23 protein-coding genes are annotated in these 25,179 nt (G+C 43.5%); 11 read left to right on the top strand and 12 right to left on the bottom strand.

The window, feature by feature from the left end:
- Window positions 1–26 precede the first annotated feature (26 nt).
- The 5 genes from HYN49_RS08410 to ftsY all read left to right on the top strand — a co-directional run bounded on the left by HYN49_RS08410 (window position 27) and on the right by ftsY (window position 3,205).
- On the top strand, window positions 27–1,289 hold the full coding sequence (locus tag HYN49_RS08410; protein ID WP_108903703.1) for a CinA family nicotinamide mononucleotide deamidase-related protein: 1,263 nt from the start codon (window positions 27–29) through the stop codon (window positions 1,287–1,289).
- Window positions 1,290–1,360: 71 nt separating this feature from the next.
- Window positions 1,361–1,597 (top strand): 50S ribosomal protein L28, encoded by a 237-nt coding sequence (rpmB, locus tag HYN49_RS08415; protein ID WP_108370603.1) that lies wholly within the window; start codon window positions 1,361–1,363, stop codon window positions 1,595–1,597.
- A 28-nt stretch (window positions 1,598–1,625) separates the two neighbouring features.
- Window positions 1,626–1,808 carry a 50S ribosomal protein L33 gene (gene rpmG / locus HYN49_RS08420; protein WP_008253902.1) on the top strand — a complete coding sequence of 61 codons (183 nt, stop codon included), beginning with the start codon at window positions 1,626–1,628 and terminating at the stop codon, window positions 1,806–1,808.
- A 9-nt stretch (window positions 1,809–1,817) separates the two neighbouring features.
- Window positions 1,818–1,970 (top strand): DUF4295 domain-containing protein, encoded by a 153-nt coding sequence (locus HYN49_RS08425; protein WP_108370604.1) that lies wholly within the window; start codon window positions 1,818–1,820, stop codon window positions 1,968–1,970.
- Between the two features lie 281 nt (window positions 1,971–2,251).
- Window positions 2,252–3,205, top strand: a complete 954-nt coding sequence (gene ftsY / locus HYN49_RS08430) for a signal recognition particle-docking protein FtsY (protein WP_108905000.1) — start codon at window positions 2,252–2,254, stop codon at window positions 3,203–3,205.
- 4 nt (window positions 3,206–3,209) lie between these two features.
- On the opposite strand, the gene HYN49_RS08435 is transcribed toward ftsY, so the two are convergent.
- On the bottom strand, window positions 3,210–4,271 hold the full coding sequence (locus tag HYN49_RS08435) for a serine hydrolase domain-containing protein (RefSeq protein WP_108905001.1): 1,062 nt from the start codon (window positions 4,269–4,271) through the stop codon (window positions 3,210–3,212).
- A 92-nt stretch (window positions 4,272–4,363) separates the two neighbouring features.
- On the opposite strand from HYN49_RS08435, the gene HYN49_RS08440 reads away from it, so the two are divergent.
- Together HYN49_RS08440 and HYN49_RS08445 are read left to right on the top strand one after the other, a co-directional pair.
- Window positions 4,364–4,783, top strand: coding sequence for a hypothetical protein (locus HYN49_RS08440; RefSeq protein ID WP_146185073.1), 420 nt, complete (start codon window positions 4,364–4,366; stop codon window positions 4,781–4,783).
- Window positions 4,783–5,079, top strand: a complete 297-nt coding sequence (locus HYN49_RS08445) for a DUF721 domain-containing protein (RefSeq protein ID WP_108903705.1) — start codon at window positions 4,783–4,785, stop codon at window positions 5,077–5,079. Before HYN49_RS08440 ends, HYN49_RS08445 begins: the two co-directional genes overlap by 1 nt.
- Before the next feature lie 141 nt (window positions 5,080–5,220).
- Here HYN49_RS08445 and HYN49_RS08450 read toward each other — a convergent pair whose 3' ends face one another.
- The 5 genes from HYN49_RS08450 to HYN49_RS08470 form a co-directional block, all read right to left on the bottom strand.
- Window positions 5,221–5,640, bottom strand: a complete 420-nt coding sequence (locus HYN49_RS08450; RefSeq protein WP_108903706.1) for a nucleoside-diphosphate kinase — start codon at window positions 5,638–5,640, stop codon at window positions 5,221–5,223.
- A 139-nt stretch (window positions 5,641–5,779) separates the two neighbouring features.
- On the bottom strand, window positions 5,780–8,422 hold the full coding sequence (locus HYN49_RS08455; RefSeq protein ID WP_108903707.1) for a T9SS type A sorting domain-containing protein: 2,643 nt from the start codon (window positions 8,420–8,422) through the stop codon (window positions 5,780–5,782).
- 140 nt (window positions 8,423–8,562) lie between these two features.
- Window positions 8,563–10,152 carry a bacillithiol biosynthesis cysteine-adding enzyme BshC gene (gene bshC, locus HYN49_RS08460; RefSeq protein ID WP_108903708.1) on the bottom strand — a complete coding sequence of 530 codons (1,590 nt, stop codon included), beginning with the start codon at window positions 10,150–10,152 and terminating at the stop codon, window positions 8,563–8,565.
- Window positions 10,153–10,204: 52 nt separating this feature from the next.
- Entirely contained in the window at window positions 10,205–11,839 is a 1,635-nt protein-coding gene (locus HYN49_RS08465) for an autotransporter outer membrane beta-barrel domain-containing protein (protein ID WP_146185074.1), read from the bottom strand.
- 4 nt (window positions 11,840–11,843) lie between these two features.
- Window positions 11,844–12,302: a T9SS type A sorting domain-containing protein gene (locus HYN49_RS08470; protein ID WP_181368935.1), complete on the bottom strand. Its 459-nt coding sequence runs from the start codon at window positions 12,300–12,302 to the stop codon at window positions 11,844–11,846.
- A 156-nt stretch (window positions 12,303–12,458) separates the two neighbouring features.
- Here HYN49_RS08470 and HYN49_RS08475 point away from each other — a divergent pair, with 156 nt between their 5' ends.
- Window positions 12,459–14,648 carry a B12-binding domain-containing radical SAM protein gene (locus HYN49_RS08475; RefSeq protein ID WP_108903711.1) on the top strand — a complete coding sequence of 730 codons (2,190 nt, stop codon included), beginning with the start codon at window positions 12,459–12,461 and terminating at the stop codon, window positions 14,646–14,648.
- 1 nt (window position 14,649) lies between these two features.
- Here the strand turns inward: HYN49_RS08475 and HYN49_RS08480 are convergent, their stop codons facing one another.
- From HYN49_RS08480 to HYN49_RS08495, 4 genes are all read right to left on the bottom strand, one after another.
- Complete coding sequence (locus HYN49_RS08480; protein ID WP_108903712.1) at window positions 14,650–15,090, bottom strand: hypothetical protein; 441 nt, start codon at window positions 15,088–15,090, stop codon at window positions 14,650–14,652.
- Between the two features lie 111 nt (window positions 15,091–15,201).
- Entirely contained in the window at window positions 15,202–16,479 is a 1,278-nt protein-coding gene (locus tag HYN49_RS08485) for a glycoside hydrolase 5 family protein (RefSeq protein WP_108903713.1), read from the bottom strand.
- Window positions 16,480–16,484: 5 nt separating this feature from the next.
- Window positions 16,485–17,165: a response regulator transcription factor gene (locus tag HYN49_RS08490; RefSeq protein WP_108903714.1), complete on the bottom strand. Its 681-nt coding sequence runs from the start codon at window positions 17,163–17,165 to the stop codon at window positions 16,485–16,487.
- Window positions 17,155–18,423 (bottom strand): sensor histidine kinase, encoded by a 1,269-nt coding sequence (locus tag HYN49_RS08495; protein WP_108903715.1) that lies wholly within the window; start codon window positions 18,421–18,423, stop codon window positions 17,155–17,157. Before HYN49_RS08495 ends, HYN49_RS08490 begins: the two co-directional genes overlap by 11 nt.
- A 158-nt stretch (window positions 18,424–18,581) precedes the next feature.
- On the opposite strand from HYN49_RS08495, the gene HYN49_RS08500 reads away from it, so the two are divergent.
- The 3 genes from HYN49_RS08500 (at window position 18,582) to HYN49_RS08510 (ending at window position 22,076) form a co-directional block, all read left to right on the top strand.
- Window positions 18,582–18,965 carry a DUF1573 domain-containing protein gene (locus HYN49_RS08500; protein WP_108903716.1) on the top strand — a complete coding sequence of 128 codons (384 nt, stop codon included), beginning with the start codon at window positions 18,582–18,584 and terminating at the stop codon, window positions 18,963–18,965.
- A 143-nt stretch (window positions 18,966–19,108) separates the two neighbouring features.
- Window positions 19,109–21,223, top strand: a complete 2,115-nt coding sequence (locus HYN49_RS08505; protein WP_108903717.1) for an ATP-binding protein — start codon at window positions 19,109–19,111, stop codon at window positions 21,221–21,223.
- Window positions 21,216–22,076, top strand: a complete 861-nt coding sequence (locus HYN49_RS08510) for a TorF family putative porin (RefSeq protein WP_108903718.1) — start codon at window positions 21,216–21,218, stop codon at window positions 22,074–22,076. The genes HYN49_RS08505 and HYN49_RS08510 overlap by 8 nt, the downstream gene beginning before the upstream one ends.
- Before the next feature lie 44 nt (window positions 22,077–22,120).
- Here the strand turns inward: HYN49_RS08510 and rimO are convergent, their stop codons facing one another.
- Window positions 22,121–23,437 (bottom strand): 30S ribosomal protein S12 methylthiotransferase RimO, encoded by a 1,317-nt coding sequence (rimO, locus tag HYN49_RS08515; RefSeq protein ID WP_108903719.1) that lies wholly within the window; start codon window positions 23,435–23,437, stop codon window positions 22,121–22,123.
- Between the two features lie 226 nt (window positions 23,438–23,663).
- A complete protein-coding gene (locus HYN49_RS08520) occupies window positions 23,664–25,157 on the bottom strand; it encodes an OmpP1/FadL family transporter (protein ID WP_108903720.1) in 1,494 nt (497 codons plus the stop codon).
- Between the last annotated feature and the right edge of the window lie 22 nt (window positions 25,158–25,179).

A 25,179-nucleotide genomic window follows, 5' to 3' on the forward strand; every position in this document is an offset into this window, starting at 1 on the left:
CGCCCTGAGCCCTGAACCAATTACAAATGAAAGCATCCATCATCACCATCGGAGACGAAATCCTCATCGGGCAAATCGTGGACACCAATTCCGGATTTATAGCCAACGCACTTGATAAAATAGGGATCGAAGTGGCAGAAATGCGCTCGATTTCAGATAATAAACAACACATCCTCAATACCTTCAGTGAACTTCAGGATGATTCCGACGTTGTGATCGTTACCGGCGGATTGGGCCCGACCAAGGACGACGTGACCAGGAACACCTTCTGTGATTATTTTGACGACACACTCATCAGCAACGCCGAAGTTTTAGCGCATGTCACTAAACTGATCCACAATTTTACGGGGAACACCAATCCCTTGCTGCAATCCAATATCGACCAGGCGTTGGTACCGTCCAAAAGTACGGTGCTGTTCAACCAATATGGTACCGCGCCCGGCATCTGGATGAAAAAGGGAAAGACGGTTTTCATATCATTGCCAGGAGTGCCGTACGAGATGAAAGGCCTGATGGAGCATGAAGTCATCCCGAGAATCGTTGCCGAATACAAACGTCCGTACATCATCCACAAAACCGTCATGACTTACGGCATGGGCGAAAGCATGCTTGCCGACAAAATCACCGATTGGGAAAACAACCTGCCGGATTTTATCAAACTCGCGTACCTGCCAAGCCCCGGGCGCGTAAGGTTGCGCCTCTCTGCCCGCGGTACTGATAAAGCCCAACTTGAAAAAGCGATTGCGGACAATATACATTCATTGACCCAAATCATAGCAGAGGTTATTGTGGGTTTTGAAGAAGATGAAACGATTGAGAAAGTACTTGGGCGGCAACTGACTGAAAAAAAACTGACCATTTCCACTGCGGAAAGCTGTAGTGGTGGCAAGATTGCGCAAATACTGACTTCGGTTCCCGGTGCGTCGGCATATTATAAGGGCAGCATCGTATCGTATGCCAAAGAAGTAAAAATGGATTTACTTCAAATTCCGGCTGAAACGATAGAAAAGTACACCGTAGTCAGTGCAGAAGTGGCCGAAGCCATGGCACTCAGCGCAAAACGCCTGCTGAAAACAGATTATGCCATTGCGACAACGGGAAATGCCGGTCCTACGAAAGATGATACCGATAAGGAAGTCGGGACTGTATTTATCGCGCTTGCAACCCCTGATAATAAAACGATTGTAAAGGAATTCAACTTCGGGCAGCCGCGTGAAAAAGTCATTGACCGAACCGTAAACAAAAGCCTTGAAATGCTTCAGAAAGAAATTTTAAAAATTGTGGAATAATTATTTTGCGCATAGGTTTATTTTTCTTTTCTTTGCACCCTGATTTTGAATAACGATAAAAGATAAGCATCATGTCAAGAGTTTGTGACCTTACAGGCAAAAGAGCGATGGTAGGAAATAACGTTTCCCACGCTATGAATAAAACAAAGAGAAAATTCTCTGTAAACCTAGTGAAAAAACGTTTTTACCTTGCTGAAGAAGACAGATGGATCACCCTTCGCGTGGCTGCATCTACAATTAAAACGATCAATAAGAACGGAATCGCTGCTGTTTTGAAAAAAGCACAGTCAGAAGGATTTATTAAATAATCTTTCCCAATAATAAATATTTAGCAAAATGGCAAAGAAAGGCAACAGAATCCAGGTAATCTTAGAATGTACTGAGCACAAGACTTCAGGTGTTCCGGGAACTTCAAGATATATCACGACAAAAAACAAGAAAAACACTCCGGACAGGTTGGAAATCAAAAAATTCAACCCAATCCTGAAGCGTGTAACCGTTCACAAAGAAATTAAATAATACAAAGTCATGGCAAAGAAAACCGTAGCAACATTACAGACACAATCAAAAAGATTGTCTAAAGCCATCAAAATGGTGAAGTCTCCGAAAACCGGTGCTTACACTTTTGTTGAAGCTATCATGGCTCCTGAAGCCGTAGACGAATTTCTGAAAAAGAAATAATAACCATTGCGTTATATAGAACAGCTACTTTCTCACCGGAAGTAGCTTTTTTATTTTATATATTTGCGCAGCATTTCCGGCTATCCGCTGCAAGTCCTCGCGCTTCAGGCGGTCTTTTGTAAAATTCCCGCCGGCTTCCTTTGGTCGCCACGGCAATTTTCAAAATCCGCGCCTTCAGCACTGCGGGCTTTCCGCTGCTATCCGGGCTGACCACCCCGCCTTTCAGGCACCCCTCCGGAGGAGGGGAATGCAGGGCACATATTAACGAAAGAATTCAGACCATGTCATTTTTCAAAAAAATATTCTCCTCCGAAAAGAAACAAACCCTCGACGAAGGCCTCGAGAAATCGAAAACGTCTTTCTTTTCAAAACTGACCAAAGCCGTTGCCGGTAAATCCAAAGTGGATGATGAGGTACTCGACAACCTCGAGGAAATCCTTGTCGCTTCCGATGTGGGCGTAGACACCACGCTTAAAATAATCACCCGTATTGAAAAACGCGTCGCCGAAGACAAATACCTCGGTACTGACGAACTCAATAAAATCCTGCGCGAGGAAATTGCCGCCTTATTATCTGAAACAAACCTGGGCGAAGCGTCTGAATTTACAATTCCGTCCGGGAAGAAGCCTTATGTGATTATGGTTGTCGGTGTGAATGGCGTAGGAAAAACCACAACGATCGGTAAATTGTCGCACCAGTTTAAAAAGGCAGGCTTCAAAGTGGTCCTTGGTGCTGCAGATACTTTCCGTGCTGCTGCGATTGACCAATTGCAGATCTGGGCTGACAGGGTAGGTGTACCTTTGGTAAAACAGCAGATGGGCAGCGACCCGGCCTCAGTGGCATTTGATACGCTACAATCTGCGGTAGCCCAAAACGCAGATATCGTCATCATTGATACTGCAGGACGACTTCACAATAAAACCAATCTCATGGCGGAGCTGACGAAAGTAAAACGCGTCATGCAGAAAGTGGTTGATGATGCACCGCACGAAGTCTTACTCGTACTTGATGGCTCCACAGGGCAAAATGCTTTCGAACAGGCCAAGCAATTTACCGCAGCAACTGAAGTCACAGCTTTGGCCGTTACAAAACTTGACGGTACGGCAAAAGGCGGTGTTGTCATCGGGATCTCAGACCAATTCAGGATTCCTGTGAAATATATCGGTGTCGGCGAAGGGATTGAACACCTGCAGGTATTTAATAAATATGAGTTTGTCGATTCGTTTTTCAAGTAAAAACCTATTCGTACAAAGCACTGATCTTCTCCCAAAGCACTTCATCAAAATCGGATAAAGCCAGATTCACATTGTCTGCAGCTTCCCCCATTCGTATGACCACCATCTTCTTTGAAGGAATTACATAAATTTTCTGGTCATTTTTGCCTAATGCCATAAACATATCATCCGGGCCTGAAGGAATGATGCTGCCCGGGAATTCAAACTGGCTTTGTGGAAGATGATAACTCTGTTTTCCATTGAGCCACCATAAATAGCCATAACCAGAATTAATGCCTTGTGACGTGGTGGTCGCAGCATTAAAATAATTTTCATCCAGGATTTGTACGCCATCCCATTTTCCTTTATTGAGCATCAGTAGCCCAAACCGGGCCATACTTCTGGTGGTGCTCCAATATACGCTGAGGTCTTCACCGGAAGTGAGCCATGTGCCTGTCATCCCGATTTTATCCCGCAGTTGGCTATTGAAATAAGCATTCCAACTTTGACCTGTCGCCGAAGCCACCACATCCTGCAATTTCACATACACATTGTGATACGCCCAGCGCGTGCCAGCATCGGCTTTGTATTGCAGGTTTGCAGGCGATACATCGTCACCCAGGGCATCATCAAGTCCGGAAGTCATCGTGAGCAAATGCCGGCAGGTAATCAGGTTTTCCTTTGTCAAAGGGGCGCTCGTCCAATGGGGCTCCAGATAATCAGAAACCTTATTGTTAATGTCTAAAAATCCCTGCTGTGCGGCAATTCCGGTGACAGTTGAAGTAAGTGTTTTTCCGGCACTGGCCCAATACCACGGTGTTGTGGCGGAATGGCCGTTAAAATAATTTTCCATGATGATCCTGCCATTGACCAGTATCATGAACCCTTTGGTGTGTTTTGTTTCGAGATAATCCACCAGTGATTGCTTTGCATTTTCATTCCAGTTTAAGCGCGAAAAGGATTCTGTTTCCCATGTTTCACTGCCGATACTGGGAAAATACATGGTTTGTACAGGTGCAATTTCATTTTTTTCGTCTTTGCTGCAGCTAAAGCAAATGAGTATGAGTGCTATAAGTGTTTTTCGCATCAGGAGATTTTTTTGAAATTTAAAATTAGTAAATATCGTTGCGAAACACATTGTATTTACGGCTTATTTACTACATTTATTTTTTAAATGCCATGAAAAAAATAACCTTCCTATTATTGATTGCCATCGTTTGTTACAGCTGTAAAACCGATGTAAAAAAAGAAAGCCTTTCCCATATCAACGGCTATTGGGAAATTGTGCAAACGATTTCTGCAACCGGCCAAAAGAAAGATTTCAAAATAAATGAAACCATTGATTATTTTGAAATAAAGGACAATAAGGGTTTTCGTAAAAAAGTCATGCCGCAATTTGACGGTCATTATATTGTAAACGACCAGAAAGAGGATGTCGAGATAAAAGAAGAGAAACAGTATTTTTACATTTGTTATATGACTCCTTATGGCAAATGGAGAGACAAGATTGAAGAGGTCAGTGCCGAAGAAATGGTCCTTGTGGACAGCTCAGGAATGGAATACCACTATAAAAGGCCTGTAAAATTTTCCCTGAAGTAATGGCAAAAAGACTCAGTAACGAAAGCCCGATAAGCGATGTTTTGAAAGAAATCATCAGCCAGAATAAACTCCAGCCCGGCATGGATGTTGTCGCTGTCCGTGAAGCATGGGATTCGCTGATGGGAAATGGTGTCAGGAATTATACCAAAGAAGTTATCTTAAAAGGGCATACGCTTTATGTGGCACTTTCTTCTTCGGTATTGCGTGAAGAACTCGCGTACGGAAAGGATAAAATCATCAGGATGATTAATGACGAATTGGGTAGGGAAGTGGTGAGAGAAGTGGTGTTGCGATAGATTAGGGAACGCTGTGCGACAAATTTTCAGAAACGCCTGCGGCTTTGGATTTTTAGATTGACAGAAAATATAAAATAAAAAATCCCGTTCAATAGGAACGGGATTTTTTGTAGTCTTATAGTCAAAGCGCAGCGTGTCTAATTAAAATTCCTCTCTTCCCGCAAAGTGGAAAGCACCTTCAATAGCTGCATTTTCATCGCTGTCTGAACCGTGTACGGCATTTTCTCCGATTGATTTCGCGTAAGCTTTACGGATAGTGCCTTCAGCAGCGTCCGCAGGATTGGTAGCACCGATCAAAGTCCTGAAATCCTCAACAGCATTTTCTTTCTCAAGAATAGCCGCAACGATTGGGCCTCTCGACATGAATTCGACCAATTCGCCGTAGAAAGGCCTTGCAGCATGTACTGCATAGAATGCTTTCGCATCAGCGGTTGTGAGTTGTGTCAATTTCAGTGAAACGATTTTGAATCCTCCGTCGGTAATCATTTTCAGGATATTCCCGATGTTTCCGGCTTCAACCGCATCAGGTTTGATCATTGTAAAAGTTCTGTTTGTTGCCATTTTTATTTAAATTTTGCGCAAAAGTAGCTTTTTAAAACCATATAATGAAATCTGTGTAAAGTAATCAGCCCCAATCGCAAAAAAAATCCTCTAGCTGTTTCGTACCGGAGGATTTTCAGATTAACCAAATTCTAAATAATCAGTTCTTTATTACTTTAATGGTTTTTGAACCTTTATCGGAAGTCAGTTTTGCAAAATACAATCCTGAAGAAAGCGACGATGCATCGATTGTAGCGTGGTTTCCTGAAAGGTTTTTACTCACGACCGTTTTTCCGGTTGCATCAATGATTTCTATGTCATGCAGGTTATCGCCTCTTGACGAGAAATTCCAACTTTCCGAAGAAGGATTGGGAAATACCGAAAATGTAACCTGAGCGGGTTCGTTGACTCCAAGGATAACCTCGTCAAACTGTCCTACTCCTGTGAGCCTGTTGAAAGTGATAATGTAGTCGCCTTCGGTAACAGGAATATTTTCGCCACTCAAAGTGTATGTTCCTCCAGGAAAATCTGTTCCACCCCAATTTACAGTCCAATTGTCATTCTGCCTGAATTTAATCAGGCCATCAGTTAGGTGTATGCCGTCAAGGTAATAATTCACACCGTCGGTAGTGGTCATATCGGTATCTTCTACATCAAATCCATTAAGTGCAGTTCCAAGTATTCCTATGTTAACAAAGTCAAACGAATAAGCGCCTGTCAAAATATTGAACGTTACATTGTACGTTCCCGCAGCTACCTCGATATTTGACCCACCCTGTGTGCCGGTACCTGACGGGAAATCAACACTTCCCCAGTTTACATCCCAATTGTCATCCTGGCGGAATTTTGCTTCACCATCCGTAAAAGTATAAGCCATTAAGGTATAAGTGATGCCATCGGTAGTCTGCATATCCACATCGGCACCTGTAAAGCCATCAACCGTTACAGCATCTCCGATAATTCCGATGCTTGGATAAACCGGCAAAGTGCTATCGAATGAATAATCTCCGGTCAATCTATTGAATGTAACATCATAGTTACCGGCCGTGACCATAATATTTGCACCGCCCACAGTTCCCGTACCTGACGGAAAATTGACACTACCCCAACTCATATCCCATGCATCATCCTGGCGGAATTTCGCTTCTCCGTCCATTAGCGTGACACCATCTAAAGTATACAGTATGCCGTTTGTAGTAGCCATATCAGTATCCGGGCCGTCGAAACCATTGGCATCTACGGCGGTCCCTATAAGCCCGACAGCCGGGAATGCACCCACTGTAGTGAATTCATAAGCACCGGTTGAACGTGTAAAAAACACATTGAATGTTCCTGCTGGGACTGTAATATTACTCCCGCCCTGTGTAGCGATCCCTGTTGGGAAAGCGGGATTGCCCCAATTGATATCCCAGGCATCATCCTGCCTGAATTTGGCTTCACCGGCAACAAAGGTATAATTCTCCAAAATGTAAGTCTCACCATCCGTAGTGGTCAGGTTGATGTCGTTTCCATTAAATGCATTAGCAGAGACAGCCGTGCCCAGGATGCCAACTGTCGGGTACAAAGGAGTTCCTGTAAAAGAATAGGCCAATGTATTGATATTGAATGTAAGGGTGTATGTGCCTGCTGTTACAGGAATATTCGGGCCATTAAAATTGGCAGTATCACCTGGAAATCCTACACCGCCCCAATTGTTGTCCCAAACATCGTCCTGGCGGAATTTCAATTGGCCGTTTGCAAATACATAATTTTCTAAAGTGTAGGTAATCCCGTCCGTGGTGGTCATATCCGTATCCGGATCATCAAATCCGCCAGCGCTTACCGCAGTACCGATTACTCCAATGTTGGCAAAAACCACCGGCGCATCAAATGAATAAGCCCCGGTTTCGCGATTGAAATTTACAGTATAAGTGCCTGCCGTCACCGGAATGTCTGTTCCTCCCTGCGTCCCGATTCCTGAAGGGAAGTCGCCATCTGCATTGCCCCAGTTGACATCCCAGTTGTCTCCCTGCCTGAATTTGGCCAGGCCATCGGTGAATACATGGTTGTACAGGACATAATGTACACCATCGGCCGTCATCAAATCAGTATCCGGATCGTTAAAACCTCCAGCACTCACTGCGGTTCCGATGATACCAATACTAGGGAACGTAAAACTGTAATCACCGGTAATCCTGTTGAACGATACCGAATAAGTACCTGCCGGCACTGGGATATTGTCGGGAACATTCAGCACAGCAGTTCCTGAAGGAAATGCAGTACTTCCCCAACTGTTATCCCATGAATCGTCGAGTCGGAATTTCATTTCGCCTGAGAGGAAATTATAATTGGTAATGGTGTAAGTTATGCCGTCGAAAGTGACCATATCCACATCAGGCCCGTTAAAACCATTTGCGTTTACTGCTGTGCCGATCATTCCGATGCTTGGGTATGTAACCACATTTGTAAAGGAATAAGCGCCCGTCAGACGGTTGAATGTTACATCATAAGTGCCTGCAACCGTTAAAATATTTGCGCCGTTCTGTGTTCCGGTACCCGATGGAAATGCTGCATTCCCCCAATTGATAGCCCACGCACCATCCTGCCTGAATTTCGCACCGCCACCATTCGGGTCAGCAGTTGCGACAGCCAGATTTGAAAAGGTGTAGTTGATGTTGTCGACAGTAGACATAATGTGGGTGTCCGGAGTGTTAGGGTCGTTATCCTCCCATCCTCCCACAGCTTCCCCAACAATGGAGATGCTTTGCGCATTCCCCAATGAGAAGCATATTAATGCGATAAGAAATAGTAGATTTTTTTTCATATTATTACCTGTTTTTGTTAAAAGCGTTGGCTAAATTTAATTAAAAATTAACATGCTTATGAACAGGCATAAATAAAATTACATACGAAAACGTTTGCGTATTGATAACTTTTTACAGAAGTACAAATATAAGAGAATGATTAAAAAATAACGATTTCGAAAATGTTGTCAAATGGTTTTAATCTGGAAACCAAAGCCTTAATCAGGTCATTTCCATATTCTGCATAAAACTCTGAAAAATTAGTCGTCCTTTCCTGAAGTCCGCTGAACGGAAAAAGGGCATTCTGAAGGTCTGTTATGCGTTCTAATTCGTCAGCATGCTTCCTTTTTTGCGCTTTAAGCAAACGCTTTTCAAGATTTTCGAGTCCCTTTGTTTGTTTTACTTCCTGAGCCTTTACTGCACCGATAAAGGATTTGTCGGTTTGTAAAGCGATATTGTGGAGTTTTTGAAATTGTTCGGAAAGTAATTTTTTCTGCTCAGAAAGATCAATCGGGAATTCAGAAAGTTGCCGGATCTTTTTATTTGCCAAAGCATTCTGCTTCATAAACAGGTCCCGCCATCCGAGTTGAAGCCTGTCGGCTTTGCGAGCCTGTTTTTCAGTGGAAAGCAATACAGAGTTGCGGATCAGCAGTACCGGGAACGTGACATTCACCGCTTCGAAAAAACTCTTCAGCTCAAGCCAGTACGCAATTTCGCCGCCCCCGCCTATGTAGCATAAATTGGGTAGCAGCACTTCCTGGTAAAGCGGCCTGGTGATCACATTGGGGCTGAACTTTTCAGGATGTTTTTCAGCCAAATCGAAAATTTCGGCTTTGGTGAAACTTAAAGCGGTATTGTTAACGAAATATTTCCCGTTTTCAAAAATAAAACGTTCCCGCAAGGCATCATCGAGGTAAAAAAGGTTGATTTCACGCGGATTTACCTGTACCGTATAATCCCCGAATTTTGCAATCGTTTCTGACACTTTCCCAAATGAAACCTGCTGCTCCAATTCCGATTTGATGTATGGTATGAATGTTTTTTTTAAGGCTGCAGCATCAGCATCGATGATTACGATTCCGTATTCCCCAAACAATTCATTGGCAAGGAAACGTGTGGCATCTGCAAGATTGGTGTGGCTGAGATAAGCCTCCTTGAAAAGGTCTTTCAGTTTTTGTGCATGGTTTCCCGGACCGAGTTCCATTGCAAAAATATCGAGTACATCATCAAGACCTTCTGTGGATAAACGACCCACAGCTCCGGCACTTTCACGATTCCACCTGAATTTTTTGCCCCGGAAGTTGAAGTAATTGATTTCCTCAAAATCATGGTCTTCCGTCGCCATCCAATATACCGGCACGAAATGGTTTTCTGGATATTTCGCGCCGAGTTCCTTCGCCAGGTTTATCGCCGAGATGATCTTGTACAGAAAATATAACGGGCCGGTGAACAAATTCAGTTGGTGGCCGGTAGTTACTGTAAAAGTATTGTTTTGGGCCAAAAGCGAAATATTTTCCCTCGTAAGCTCCGATATTTTTACACCAGCATATTGCTTTCCAAGTTCTTCAACCAAAACGGCCCGGTTTTCATGGGCGTAACGTTGTTGCTTTTCTGCAATCTGTCCTGCAAAATTTTCCAATAAGGGAAACCGGCTGTAAAATTGCTGTACTTCAGGTTTCTGGTTCAGGTAATCGACAATTAACGGAGTAAAATACCCGGAATCCTGATAAGTGATACAGTCGGTTGGCATGTGGAAGGTTTGAATTTCCTGTAAAATTACTAAAAAAAGAAATGGGTTTTACTTAGTCCGTCTGTACAGTGTTTCCGGCGCTAATCATTGCCTGCTTATCAACGATTCCCTGGCCTGTAGGTGGTGCAGGTGGCGTTTGGGACTGCAGTTGTAAATATTTACCGGATGCCGGCGCAGCATTAAGCACTTTGTTGAGCAGGTAATTGATCTGTGAGCTTGGCAGTGCGCTGTACGAGAATACCAGCCTTTTTCCCGCACTGCCCACCTGTTGAAGCTGAGGGAATGAAATAGAGCTCAGTTGCGAGCCGCTGATATAACACTGGGCTAAAGAGGTAAGGTTGGGAAGACTGATTGCCGTAAGGTCAGGATCACCTCCGATGTCCAATTGATTAGTTACCGTCGTAATGCCAGGCAGATTGATAGTGTTCATTCCGGTATCACCAATGGATAGCCGTCCGCATGAAGTTAACGAAGGAATATCTAAAGAAGTAATCATCGGGCCGGATATGAGCAGGTCGCCCTGCGAAAAAACAGGCAGGCTGATCTCGGTAAGCTGGCCTCCAGTGATATCGACTGAGCCCGAAGCCATTAAAGGCATGTTGATTGAAGACAAATTATCCGAACTTACTGTAAAATATGCTTCTGTAAGCGCGCCCAACGCTATGGCAGCCAAATTGTTATTATTCGTAATCTGCAGCGTTTGGCCATGCTGCAATGCATTAAAGTTTAACGTCGTAAGCCCTTCATTTTCAAAAATATCCATATAAACAGATTCAACAAGGCTGCTGAAGTCGATCGTGCCAAGGACAGTGTTGCCACTGATGTTAAACATGCCCGTAGATTTGGTCAGTGCAGGAAACGATAGCGATGTCATCGCATAGTTTGTTGAAATCAAGACATACCCACGGCCGTTTATTTTTGTCAGTGCAGGAAACGCAAGCGACGTAAGCGATATATTGGTATCTACATGCAGGTCTCTTGACGCCTGTGCCAGCGATGAAAAGTCAATGCTGGTCAACTGGTTATTTCCGTGGATATGCGTATCGCGGAACACAGCCGTCAGGTTGCTCAGATCTACAGAAACCAATTGCGTATTATCAGAAATCGTGAGGTCCAGCAGCTTTGTAGCCATGCTTAAATCAACCGTTGTAAGCTGTGTGGTAGCTTCGATAGTAATGCTTTCTGTATTGGTGCCGAATTGCTGCGCGATTTGTTCAGCCGCTTCCTCATCAGTAATATCACCTGTAATGTAAATCGTTGATTTTCCTTGATTTAAGCTCGTTCCGGAATACAAGGCATAAGGCACGCTCAGCAATTGGCTCGTCCCTACGATGGAATAATTGCTGCCGCCTTCAGGGTCGGTTTCCGTCTTGATAAAATAATTGCCGCCGCCCCAATTGATTCCTGAAAAGGTTCCCGTAACGGGTGTCCCGGCCCCGATTTCAAGGCTCGCCAATCCGTTTTCATTTGTGGTTGTCGCGTGCGTTTCCACATAAACCGCAATTCCTGCCGGATCGTTTTTCACTATACTGATACGCACGCTGATCGGGGTTTCGGTAATCAAATCACCTGAAGCATTACGGATCACCGATTGGTAACTCATCTTCTGCGGCGCCTGCGCGAAAAGGGTAGCACTCATGAGAAATATTACGGCAAATGCTATTTTTGAAAAGTATTTTTTGAACATGTGATTATTTTTTAATGATTTTAAAGGTCTTGGTTTTTTTATCGCTTCCGCAGATTTTAAGCAGGTAAATTCCCGACGGATAGTTTTCCATCGCTAACGACGCTTCCGCAGAAAAAGATTTTGGCTCCAAAAGGATTTTTCCGGAAATATCAGAAAGGCTGTAAGTAAAAGCGCCATTTCCGGAATCCGTATTTTTTAACGTTAGCCTATTGCTGACGGGATTTGGGAAAACCGACAATTGTATTCCCGGAAGGTCATTTTTCCCTAAAGAGATAATTTCATACGGCTGCTGCACACCGTCACTGATGAGCACACCTTCAGGGCTTTTATACGAAATCTGCCCAACGGAATAACTCACCGTACCGCCGGATCCTGTAGCGTTTCCACCACTCGCCACCGTACTTTGCTGTGCCTGCAGGCTGACGCAGCCCGAAAACAGCATTACACAAAACAATTTCTTCATAGTCATTTTATTTTCCCGGCAAAGCTAACATCTTTTGTGGTTAATCTTCAAGCCATTAAGGATATTTTTTCATGAATGGTTCCGGCAGTTTGGAATCGGCAATTTTATTGAAAGTCACATTCTTAAGAGTTTCAAAAATTAGATTAATTTTGCCTCATGACCAGACCCTTCCTCATCACCCCGCCGTTTACGCAGCTCAACACGCCTTATCCTGCGACGGCATACCTTAAAGGTTTCCTGAACACGAAAGGGATTGCATCTGTGCAGGCAGATTTGGGTATAGAAGTCATCCTGGAATTGTTTTCCAAAAAAGGGCTCACGGATTTGTTTGATCATATTGGCGCTTCCGCAGATACCACTCCGAACGCCGAAAGGATGATCTCCCTGAAACAATATTACATTGACACGATTGACGCAGTGATGCTGTTCCTTCAGGGCAAAAACCCAACGCTTGCGCTCCAGATTTGCCAGGAAGACTTCCTTCCAGGAGCCTCCAGGTTTGATCAGCTTGAGGAACTCGAATGGGCTTTCGGGGCCATGGGAACGCAGGACAAGGCGAAACACCTCGCCACCTTGTATCTTGAGGATATCTCTGACCTGATCGTCGAATGCGCCGATGGCAATTTCGGGTTCAGCCGTTATGCAGAAAGGCTCGGGCGCAGCGCCAATTCGTTTGATGAATTGTATCAGTCTTTGCAGCAGGAACCCACCTATACGGACAGGATTTTATATCAAATCCTGCAAAAGAAGCTTAATGAAATCCAGCCAACACACCTATTCATTTCAGTGCCTTTTCCCGGGAACCTTTACGCTGCTTTCCGTTGTGCTCAATGGGTAAAAGCCCGTTTTCCGGATATCATCATTGCAATGGGCGGTGGTTTTCCAAATACGGAACTGCGATCACTTTCAGAAAAAAGGGTTTTTGAGTTTTTCGATTACATCACGCTTGATGATGGGGAAGCGCCGGTAGAGCAATTGCTTTTGAATTCGGGGATGGCAGCAGGAGAAAGGAAATTCAAGCGAACTTTTCTGCTTGAAAATAATGCAGTCGTTTATAAAAACGATTCCGTGTTACACGATTACAAACAATCCGAAACCGGTACGCCGGATTACAATGATCTGCTTTTAGACCAATACATTTCCGTCATTGAAATCGTCAATCCTATGCACCGCATGTGGAGTGACGGACGCTGGAACAAACTCACCATGGCGCACGGTTGTTACTGGGGGAAATGCACATTCTGCGATATTTCACTGGATTACATCAAAATATATGAACCCGTAGCGGCTTCTTTGCTTTGTGACCGTATCGAGGAAATGGTGGCACAAACAGGCCAGAACGGATTCCATTTTGTTGATGAAGCCGCGCCACCTGCGCTGATGCGCGCTTTGGCAATAGAAATCCTGCGCCGCAAACTCACCGTCACGTGGTGGACAAACATCCGTTTTGAAAAAAGCTTTACGGCAGATCTGTGTTTTTTACTCAAAGCCTCGGGCTGTATTGCCGTTTCAGGCGGGCTGGAAGTGGCTTCGGACCGTTTGCTGAAGCTGATTGACAAAGGTGTTACGGTGGAACAGGTAGCCAAAGTCACACGCCATTTTACAGAAAACGGGATCATGGTGCACGCCTACCTGATGTACGGCTACCCGACGCAAACCATACAGGAAACCGTGGATAGCCTCGAAATGGTCCGGCAGATGTTTGAAGCGGGGATCCTGCAATCGGGTTTCTGGCACCAGTTTGCCATGACGGCACACAGTCCCGTGGGATTGGAGCCGGAAAAATTCGGAGTGGTGAAACATACGCAATCCATTGGTCCTTTTGCAAATAATGATATTAATTATACGGACAAAACAGGAATTAACCACGACAGGTTCAGCTATGGACTGAAAAAATCATTGTTCAATTTCATGCATGGCATCTGTTTCGATTACAAATTGCAGGATTGGTTTGACTTTAAGATACCGTCCACAAAGGTTTCACCGGATTTTATATTCGATGCATTGCAGGAAACGGAGCAGTTTAGTACAAAAACTTCAGCTAAAATCATCTGGCTGGGCACGATGCCGTCGGTGAATCATTTTACAAAATCAAAAAAGGGGAATTCATGGGAAATGTCGGAATTGGCTTTCCACACCAAAAAAGAGTTTTTTTCACTTCAATTCCCAAAAGCGGAAGGGGAGTGGCTGGCAAATCTGCTTCAAAATATTAATGTCACAAATCAAAAAGTATGGAGTTTTGCTGAAATCAAATCGGATTTTGAATCACAGTTTGAGGATTTTGAACTTTTTTGGTTTTCAAAACCGATGCTGGCGCTGAAGCAGCACGGACTTTTATCTTTATAGATTAATCCTGTGTTTTTTCTGCGTCGTTGTCGTTCTTTTTGCCTTTGCCTTTTTTCTCGCTTTTATTTTTCATCGCTTCAAATTTCACCAACTGGTCTTTGTTAAGCAGTTGTTTGATTTTCGCCTCCATTTTGTCTTTTACGACATTTATCTTTTCATTTTTACCCGTATCCGGAATCTCTTCAGCACTGATCGATATCACCTGGTTTTTATAATCCTCGATGATGTTTTTTGCAGCGGCCTTCTGGAAATCATCCAATGACAATTCTTTTGCCATTTTATCCGTAGAAGCCTGTACGAAATCAAACTCAGATTTCTTCTCCTTGTTTTTGCTCTGCTGGAATTGCCCAGGCCCGCCAATGCTGCGGTCAACGCCACCATATTGTGCCTGGATTGAGATTGATGTGAAAAATACCGCTAAAATGAAGATTATCTGTTTCATAGCCTGATATAAATTTGAACGCTTTCAGTGCCAAACTTACGATTTATCTTTAAAGATATTTTTTTGGCGGAGTTAATTTTTTACAAAATAGGAAATTGAACGCAATGGTTTTCAATAATTTCCAATGGCCTGATTGAATTGCTTTATCAATTCAAGCAAGGCGGTATCGGAACTGAAAACGGTATTCAATCCTTGCGGTTCCTGCGGTGGATCGGCAGTGTATGGATCGCCGGTATTCCATTTTCCATCGTCATTCCTTGCAACCCCCTCGCCACCGAATCCCCAAAAGTTGATCCCACGCAGCACATCGTTATCTGCAAGGCTTTCTGAAAGCTTCGTGAAAAACGTGTTGTAGAAATGTAACCGGTCACCATAACCCGCAGCAGGTGACAGGCTTTCATTTTCCCTGGGCAGACCGAATTCCTCAATGACAATCGGGCGGCCCAGTTTCCGTGCGATTTTTACGTGTTCATCAATATAGTTTTCGGTATTGGTAAGCGCTATGGGCAGCGTGGTTTTCGCATTATCGGCTTTAAACCAGTTCCAGTTTTTTGGCCAGATGTGCATCGTCAGGTAATCGATCTTGGGGTTGGCGTGCGTACGTTCAAAAGTCGGTAAATCGCCATTGTTGCCCATCCTGCCTTCCGATCCCGTACAGATCAGGTGGTTTTTATCAAGGCTGTCGATCAGGTTCACGGTCTTGTTCAGCCAATCCGTAAAAGCGGTTTCATTTCCGGGAGTAAATACACGTGGCTCATTGGCTACCTGCCACGCCATAATAGCCGGATCTTCGGTGTAGTTCTTTTTGGTGTAATTGTTTTTCCTGCCGATGATGAATTTGATATGGTTGTCCAAAGCCGTTTTACAAGGTTCGCACGAATGGAATTGCGCGACGTAGTCCATAAATTTATCCCATGTATTTTCCGGGCTGGTATTCGGATTCGGGATCACGCCCTTGCCGTTCCATTCCAAATATTGCGCCATACCGCCGGACCATTCCCAGTTGTTGGTCAGATACAGCACCGCAGTCATATCCCTTTTCCCCATTTCTGAAAGCAGGAAGTCGAGTCCGTCAAGTACATCCGCATCGTATTTTCCCTGTTCCGTCTGCAACGGTTTCCTGACGGTGAAATCGTATTTGCCACCATCGGCGCCCACCATAATCCGCAGGTTCGTAATGCCGTATTTTTTCATTAAATCCAGTTCGCGTAGCAATCGTGGGCGGTCACCGTCTTTCGTCCCTAAAAGTGCACCGTACCAGTAATTCGCCCCGATGTAGGAATAGTTTTTCCCGTTTCTGAAGAATGCAGTGCCTTTAATCGTAACAAATTTTTGGGCAGACATGCCGAACGTGCAAAATACAAGCAACAGGTACAGTGTTTTTTTCATGGAAGCTATTCATATTTAAATTTGAAGCCGATCGCATGCAGGTTTTCAATGCTTAAGCCCTGCTCGTTGGCAATGACTTTCCTGAGCCTCGAAATGAAGACGTCCAGGCTGCGGCCCATAAAATAATCGTCATCACCCCAAAGTGCCGTCAGGATTTGCTCGCGCTTCAAAACCTTGTTTTTATTGTCTAGGAAATATTTCAGCAGTTCGGCTTCACGCTCGGTCAGCGTAATTTTTTCATTTTCCTTGAAAACAAGGTAATTCAGGCTGTCAAATCGGTAACTTCCCAATTCATAAATCGGGTTTGGGGAAGTTGCCCTTTGTGAACGTTTCAGGAAAATTTCAATCTTCAGCAGCAATTCTTCAATGCTGAACGGCTTTACCAGATAATCATCAGCGCCGATGCGAAGGCCTTTGATGCGGTCTTCCTTCAGCGTTTTGGCAGAGAGGAAAATAATGGGAATGTCAGTGTTTTTCTTCCGTACTTCCGAAGCCAGTTCAAAACCGTCCATTTTTGGCATCATAATATCGAAAATGCAGATATCAAAAAATCCGGAATTAAAAGTTTCAAGGCACGACGTGCCATCAGCGCAATGAATGACTTCATAGCCATTCTGTTCCAGGTTGTCTTTTGTGAGGAATGCCAGCGTATCGTCGTCTTCGGCATAAAGGATTTTAAACGGCATTGGCTTTTGGTATTAAAATGGTCATGGTAAGTCCGCCTGTATCATTTCCGGAAGGTATGATTTTCCAATTGTGGAGCACGCATATCTTTTTGACATAATACAATCCGAGGCCAAAACCGGTAACTTCATTGCTCCTCGAATTGCTGATCCGGAAAAACTTATCAAAAATAAATGAAATATTCTTGCCGTAAATACCGATGCCATTGTCGATGAATGCAATTTTCAGTTTGTCTTTTTCTTCGGAAATGCAGACGGTGATTTCAGGTGTTTTCTCACAATATTTCACCGAATTGTCAATCAAATTGTACACAAGGTTTGTAAAATGAAAGGCATCGGCATGGATGATATGTTCGTCTTTCCGGGTTTCGATAGTGACTTTTGTTTCGGGATATTTCAGGTGGATGCTTTCCACCACATTTTGAATGGTTGCAATCACGCCGATATGTTCTTTATTCAAAATAAGTGCCGAATTGTCCGACTTGGCGATGTTCAGTACTTTTTCGATATGCGCATTGAGCTTGTTGCTTTGCGCGATGATGATCCCGGTATATTTTTCCAGTTTTTCATCCGACTGGATCTGTGGTTGCTTGCTGAGGTAATTCGAAGCGATCAGTATCGATGACAGCGGCGTCTTGAATTCGTGTGTCATATTATTGATGAAATCGCGCTGTAGTTCGGAGTATTTTTTTTGCTGTAAAATCGTAAAAATCGAATATACATAAATCAGCAGGATCACAATCAGCGCAATCGTCAGCACAAACCAGAATTTCAGCGAACTGAACAAATAAGCCGTTTCGTTCGGGAAACGTACCGCAAAATAATATACCAGGTTTTTATGCTTTGGGAAATAAACCTTTTGAGGAGCCAGGTTTTTATTGGTAAATGAAATATAGTTGCCGTAGACCATTTCGTCGCTTTGGCAATTGTACATCGCATATTCGAAATCGGTGGTGATGTTCACCTTTGCAAATTCCGTTTTCAGGTAAAATTCCAGGATCTTCGGGTCGAAATCATTGTTGATGTTCACCACATAATAGTCATTGGAAACCTTCTGGACCGGATTATCACTGGGAAGTTCGTTGTTTGTCCCTTCATACAACTTTTTAGAGACTTCCAATAATGCAATGTGTGATTTCTGGCTGAATTTTTTCTCCTCGATGGTGTAAGCCTGGCGCGTCCAAAGCAGCTGCAGTACCAGGATGCCGATGATGGCAACCAGTCCGAGAAGTATGATAATATTGAGTTTGTTTATTTTCATTGCCTGCAATATTAGGCAAATTATCCCTTTTAAACGCCGCTTAACAACTCGTTAACAAACATTTGAAAGTCATTAACAACAGGCGGGGTTTTGTTGGGATACTTTTGGAATGTAAAACGACGACAGGTCATTTATTAAACCATCAAAAAACCAGAATTATGAAAAACACCATTATTTTATTCGTAACAGCCATTACATGTGCATTGGGACTGATGTCCTTCACGGGAAATCCGGGAACGTCCATAGTCGTATGGAAATCAGAAGTAATCGACACCGGTGAAATTCCGCAGGGAACGCCGAAAAGCATCGAATTTGAGTTTAAGAATACAGGGGATAAGCCCATAATTATTACCAATGCCAAAGCCTCGTGCGGCTGTACCGTTGCCGATTATCCGAAAGAACCGATTGCTCCCGGGAAATCGGCAAAAATCACCGGGACTTACAATGCCGCTGCCAAAGGCCCTTTTACAAAAACCATCACCGTAACCACTTCGGAAAATGATACCCCGAAAGTCCTTACTTTAAAGGGAACCGTTATTTAAGATTTAGTGCTTTTTTAATAAGATGCCATTGTCGACATACTGATAATGGCATTTTTTATTTTTCACAAAATCTAAAGGCGAAATCAAAAAATCGCGCATCAAATGTTTTTTTATCTATTTTTAACCCCGATATATTATGTAAAGTGCTGAAAAAATTAAACAGGATTACTATTTATAAAAAAATATTATGGCTGACGTTGTTGTCCGCTATTTTTTTTCTGGCCCTGTTTGCGGCAATTTATTATTATACCGTGCAGCAGGAAAAGGACGTTTATAAAGTTTCCCGGGCACAATTTGACAACGAGGTAAACTCATTGATGGAGCTCGATGCACAAACCAATATCTCCAATATCATAGATATGGTTTATTGGGATGAATTCGTATCCTACCTAAAAACGGAAGATAAATATTGGTTTGACCAGAATGTCAATTCTTCACTGGATACCTACAAAGCGGATTACCTTGGGATTTATGATGTCAACAGAAAATTTGTCAGCAAATCCTCAACCCAGTCCATAACGACATTGGATTTTATCCCAAAAGCTGCATTTGATGTCATCGACAGCAAGCGATTGGTCGAATTTTACATCAGGATTCCCGAAGGATTTGTACAGGTTTTCGGGTCGGGTGTGCATGCAACTGCCGATATATATGAGAAAAAGACAAAGCCTTTGGGATATTTCTTCATCGTCAAGCTCATGAACGGCGCTTATTTTGAAAGCCTTGAAAAACTGAACAATTCCAATATTGGGTTTTATAATAGTTTTCCTGACCCTGAAAATAATATTTACGTAGTTCGTAATCTGAAAGATTATAACGGTAAGACAATCACGAAATTATTATTCAAAAGGACTTTCGACGTGAGTTTTCATACGACAAAAAACATCCTTATTTTATTGATCATCACTTATTTGTGTAGTATTGTAATATATCTCTACTATTCGCGTCAATGGGTTTACAAACCGTTGAGCCTCATTACCAGCATCCTCGAAAAAGGCAATGTGAATGATATGGAATCATTAAAACACATCCCGGGTGAATTCAGGCATATCGGTAACCTGTTTGAAGAGCGTGACAAACAGAAGAAGCAACTTGAAGTCGCCAAGGCCAAAGCAGAAGAAAGCGACAGGTTGAAGTCGTCGTTCCTGACAAACATTTCACATGAAATCCGTACGCCGATGAATGCCGTAATTGGGTTTTCCGGAATATTGCAGAACAATAATCTTTCGGAGCAGGAAAGGGCTGAGTATTCCCGGATATTGCACAGCAGCGGTATCAACCTGGTTTCAATCATTGACGATCTCATAGAAATGTCGAGGATTGACACGAACCAGGTAATTCCAAACTATACGGCAGTTGATATCGATTTATGCCTTAAGGTGTTGTATGAATCCATAAAAATAACCCTTCCTGCAGAAAAGGAACTTGATTTTCATATCGCATGGCCTGATCAACGTGCCGCCGGAAAGATCGTCACCGATGAAATAAAGCTTCGGCAAATCCTGACCAACCTGGTTACCAACGCCATTAAATATACCGAACGGGGATTTGTATCCATCACTTATCAGATAAATGAACTCAGTTCCGAAGTGCTGTTTTCAGTACGGGATTCAGGAATCGGGATTGACCCGAAAGAACACGGGAAGATTTTTGAACGTTTTTTCAGGATTGACAATGATTTTTCAGTCAAGGCAGGTGGCCTCGGATTGGGCCTGGCCATTTCAAAAGCTTATGTGAATATGCTGGGCGGGGAAATCAGCATTGAATCGATTGATAATGCCGGGGCCGAATTCCGTTTTACCATTCCGCTGCATTATGCCGTAAATGAAGATTCGAAATCGATTCCCACTACCGATGTCGAAAACGAAAGCAATGAAGTGTTGACTATCCTGGTCGCAGAGGATAATAACATTAATTTTCTGCTCCTTCAAAAAATGCTCCACAAACACAATCATGTCATCTTAAGGGCTTGTAATGGGCGTGAAGCTGTCGATATATGTGAAAAAGACAAGTCAATCGACCTGGTCCTGATGGATATCAAGATGCCTGTCATGGACGGCTACGAAGCTTTCGAATTGATCCGGAAAATGAATCCGTTGCTTCCCGTAATTGCCCAAACTGCTTATGTAGGGGCGGAAGGGAGCATGATTGAACAAAAAGGGTTTACGGCTTACATTTCCAAACCAATCGATAAGGATAAATTGTTGTTATTAGTCAATAGCGCGATTTACCGCAAGAAAACCGCTGCCGATGCATAAGAAATATTATTTATTGCTAATGGTAATTACCGGACTGGCTGTTTTTGGGCAAACAGATACTGCCAAAGACAGCTTGAAAACAGATGGCAAGCGCTGGGAGGCCAAAGTTGATTTGAAAAGCAGGTACATCTGGCGCGGACAGGCATATGGCGGCAATACGCCCGCAATACAGCCTTCTTTTAGTTACTGTGTGACTGAAAATCTTTCCATAGGGATGTGGGCCACGCATAATTTCAGGTGCGAAGATGGCCATGCTGACGGCAGTTCGGACGGGTACCGCGAATTCAATTTCGGGTTGGATTACCAACTGGCTGATTTCCTTTCGCTCGGGATTTGGCAATATTATTGGCCTTCTTTAGACGATGACCCGGATGCTGATACCCGTTTCTTCCATTATGGACCGGCAAGCGTGACAACTATTGATGCGGGACTTACGTTTGATTTTTCCGAAAATTACCGTTATGCGTTCCAGGCAGCAATTAATACATTTATCTCTGGAAATGATTTCCGTTATGGTGATAAAGGGGAATCCACACGCAATTTCACCACTTATGCTGAAATCGGATATGTATTTAAGGACGTATTCAATAGTATTTCAGCAAAGACTTTTCGTGGCATCAGCCTTACGCCGGTTACAGGTGCAGTCCTCAACAATCGCGCTGGTTATTATGAGGCGGCGGATTACAATAAGGTGTCTTTCATCAATCTTTCTGTTGCAGCTGAGCGTGAATTTGACCTTGGGTACGGTATCGCAATGCCTGTCTGCATTAATTACACCCACAATGGCGGTACAGCAAATACAGCATTGGAAGGCAGGGATTTTTTAACAGCCACATTGTCATTTAAATATTGAATACAAAAACGCCGGAATGTTGTTCCGGCGTGTTACTATAATGATCAGTTAACTGGTTCCCCATACAAATCGAATTCTGTGGCTTCAATGATTTTCACCATGACGAAATCACCCGTCTTTACATAATGTTTGGTGGCATCGATTAAAACTTCATTGTCGACATCCGGGCTGTCAAATTCAGTACGGCCTACGAAATGCCCGCCTTCTTTGCGGTCAATAATGCATTTGAACGACTGGCCCACTTTCTCCTGGTTCAGGTCCCAGGAGATTTGCGACTGCAGTTCCATGATTTCATTCGCGCGTTGCTGTTTTACTTCGTCAGGGACATCGTCTTCGAGTAAATAAGCATGTGTGTTTTCCTCATGTGAATAGGCAAAACAACCCAAACGGTCGAACTTCATTTCCTGCACGAAATCCTTAAGTTTCTCAAAATCTTCCTGTGTTTCACCCGGATATCCTACGATCAACGTCGTCCTGATGGCCATTCCCGGAACAGCTTCACGGAAATCCTTGAGTAATTTCGTTGTTTTTTCCTGTGTCGTGCCGCGTCGCATCGATTTCAATACTTGATCCGAGATGTGCTGCAGCGGAATATCAATATAATTGCAGATTTTCGGCTCGCGTTTCATGATTTCGAGTACGTCCATCGGGAAACCGGTCGGGAACGCGTAATGAAGGCGGATCCATTCGATTCCTTCCACCTTCACCAAGGCCTCGAGAAGCTCACCCAGATTCCTTTTCTTATACAAATCAAGCCCGTAATACGTAAGGTCCTGCGCAATCAATATTAATTCTTTTACGCCGTCTTTGGCCAATGTCTGAGCTTCTTTTACCAGTTTTTCAATCGGCTGTGAAACGTGTTTACCACGCATCAGCGGAATCGCGCAAAAACTGCAAGGGCGGTCGCAACCTTCGGCAATTTTTAAATAAGCGTAGTTTTTCGGAGTGGTAGTAAGCCTTTCACCCAGCAATTCATGCTTATAATCAGCACCAAGCGCTTTGAGTAACAACGGCAACTCGGTCGTTCCGAAATACTGGTCGATATTCGGGATTTCTTTCTCTAAATCAGGACGGTAACGCTCAGAAAGACAGCCTGTAACGAAAACTTTGTCTACCAATCCGCGGTCTTTCTTATCGGCATATTCCAAAATCATGTTCACCGATTCCGCCTTTGCATTATCGATAAATCCGCAGGTATTGATCACGATGATATTGCCTTCTTCCTTTTCAGGCGCTTCATGCTGCACTTCCTTTCCGCTTGCGCGCAGCTGGCCCATCAGCACTTCACTGTCGTAGATATTTTTGGAACACCCAAGGGTAATGACATTTATTTTGTTCTTTTTTAAAGACTTAGTCCGCATGTATTTGAAATTTGAGGGTGCAAAAGTACGTTTTTTATGCATAATAATAGTATTTATTTTCAGGAGCTAGTCCGGCTTTCGCCTTTATCTTTTTAGGATAGCCTTCCGCTGCGCTTCAGTCAATCCCCAAAAAGGATACCGGCTCTATCCGGGCTAAAAAAAAATCCGTCCCAATCATGAAACGGATTTAATTATTTTTTCTGTCTGTCGACTTTCAACTTGTTCACTACAACTCAAAAATCACTGTAACACTTACATTGTGGTTCCTTTGATTAATGGTCGCTGAGTCAGTCATGCCCTGTGAGAACGAGGATTGCTGGTAGTCCCTTCTGGCTTTGGTGTAAGAAATATCAACCTTTGTGTCTCCGAAACTGTAGCCCAGACCGGCGGAATACGCATTAAGGTCGCTCACGATCTCGTCATTTTTATACGGACTCTGCTCAAAGCGGTAACCGCCCCTCAAACTCCATTTTTTGATACGGTATTCGCCGCCAACACGCAATTCTCCTGAGGTATCGAGCAAATCATTTATTTGGGCGTTGGCTGTAGCGAAAGTGGGATCGCTTTTAGGTTTCAACCTGGTCTTTGAATAATCTTTCATTGAATAATCAATGCTGATCAATCCCTGTTTCCCGAATACATAAGCGAAACTTCCGGTATAACTTCCAGGTGTCTGCAATTTATAAGTTGGATAAATGAATTTGATGTCCGGATCGGCATAAAAATCTCCCTCACGCGGACTGGTATTGACCGTGCTTACTGCAAACGTTTGCAGCAACTCATCTTTAAGGCTGTACCAGGTCGGTGATGTATATGATAATCCTACGCGGATTTCATTATTGAGTTTGGCGATACCACCCAACTGGAATGAAAATCCGGAACCATAGGTAGTCAGGTCATTACTGAACCGCGATGCCTGTAAGCCATTTCCGTTGTCGTGGCCAGGGGAATCAAGATAATCTTCGTAAAAACTCGTATGCCTGGTGTAATCCGTGAAATGGGAATTCAGATTCAATCCGAAATAATATTTGTCCTTATATGATACTGCAGCGTTAAAAGACAGCTTTCCGTTGTAACCCGTACTGGTTATGGTATTCTCCTGGTAAAAGTTATTGGCACCTGTAATCGCCGATTCGTAGCTGTTGGCTCCCACGGGATTGATGGCATACCCTTCAAAACCCAGGTAAGCCTGCTGTTCGGCATAATTAAGATCCCGGAAATCATTGTTTTGAATGGTCGCAACCGGGATGCCATTCGCATAACTTAAAAAATAATCCGCTACGGAATTGTTGTTGTGGCCCCTGTAAAAAATGGAATTGTCAAATAGGTTTTCATTTTCATAATTCAAGCCGAGTGCCAGCTTGTTCCATCCGCTTTTTTCACTCTGCTCTGTAAAAACCCATACACCGCCGACCTGGTTTAAGTCAAAAGTATTGTCGTTTTCTTTGTATTTTTCTCCAAAATAATTCGAACGGTTCGTAGTGTTGATACTACTTAACGTCAATGCAGCCTGGTTGTTGGTAAATACCGCCGAACCTGCCGGATTTACATTCAGTGAAGAGAAATCGCCTCCTAAAGCCCCGAAAGCCCCGCCCATCGCACGAAACCTTGCTGTCCCGTTCAGATTGTCCTGCGCATACCGGAGTGCATCTGTCATGTCCTGTGCCTGCAGGCCATTGGCTGCAAGTCCTAAAAATAAAATTGATAAATACTTTTTCATATTGATGATTAAATTTTTGGTC

Source organism: Flavobacterium pallidum, assembly GCF_003097535.1.
GTDB lineage: Bacteria > Bacteroidota > Bacteroidia > Flavobacteriales > Flavobacteriaceae > Flavobacterium > Flavobacterium pallidum.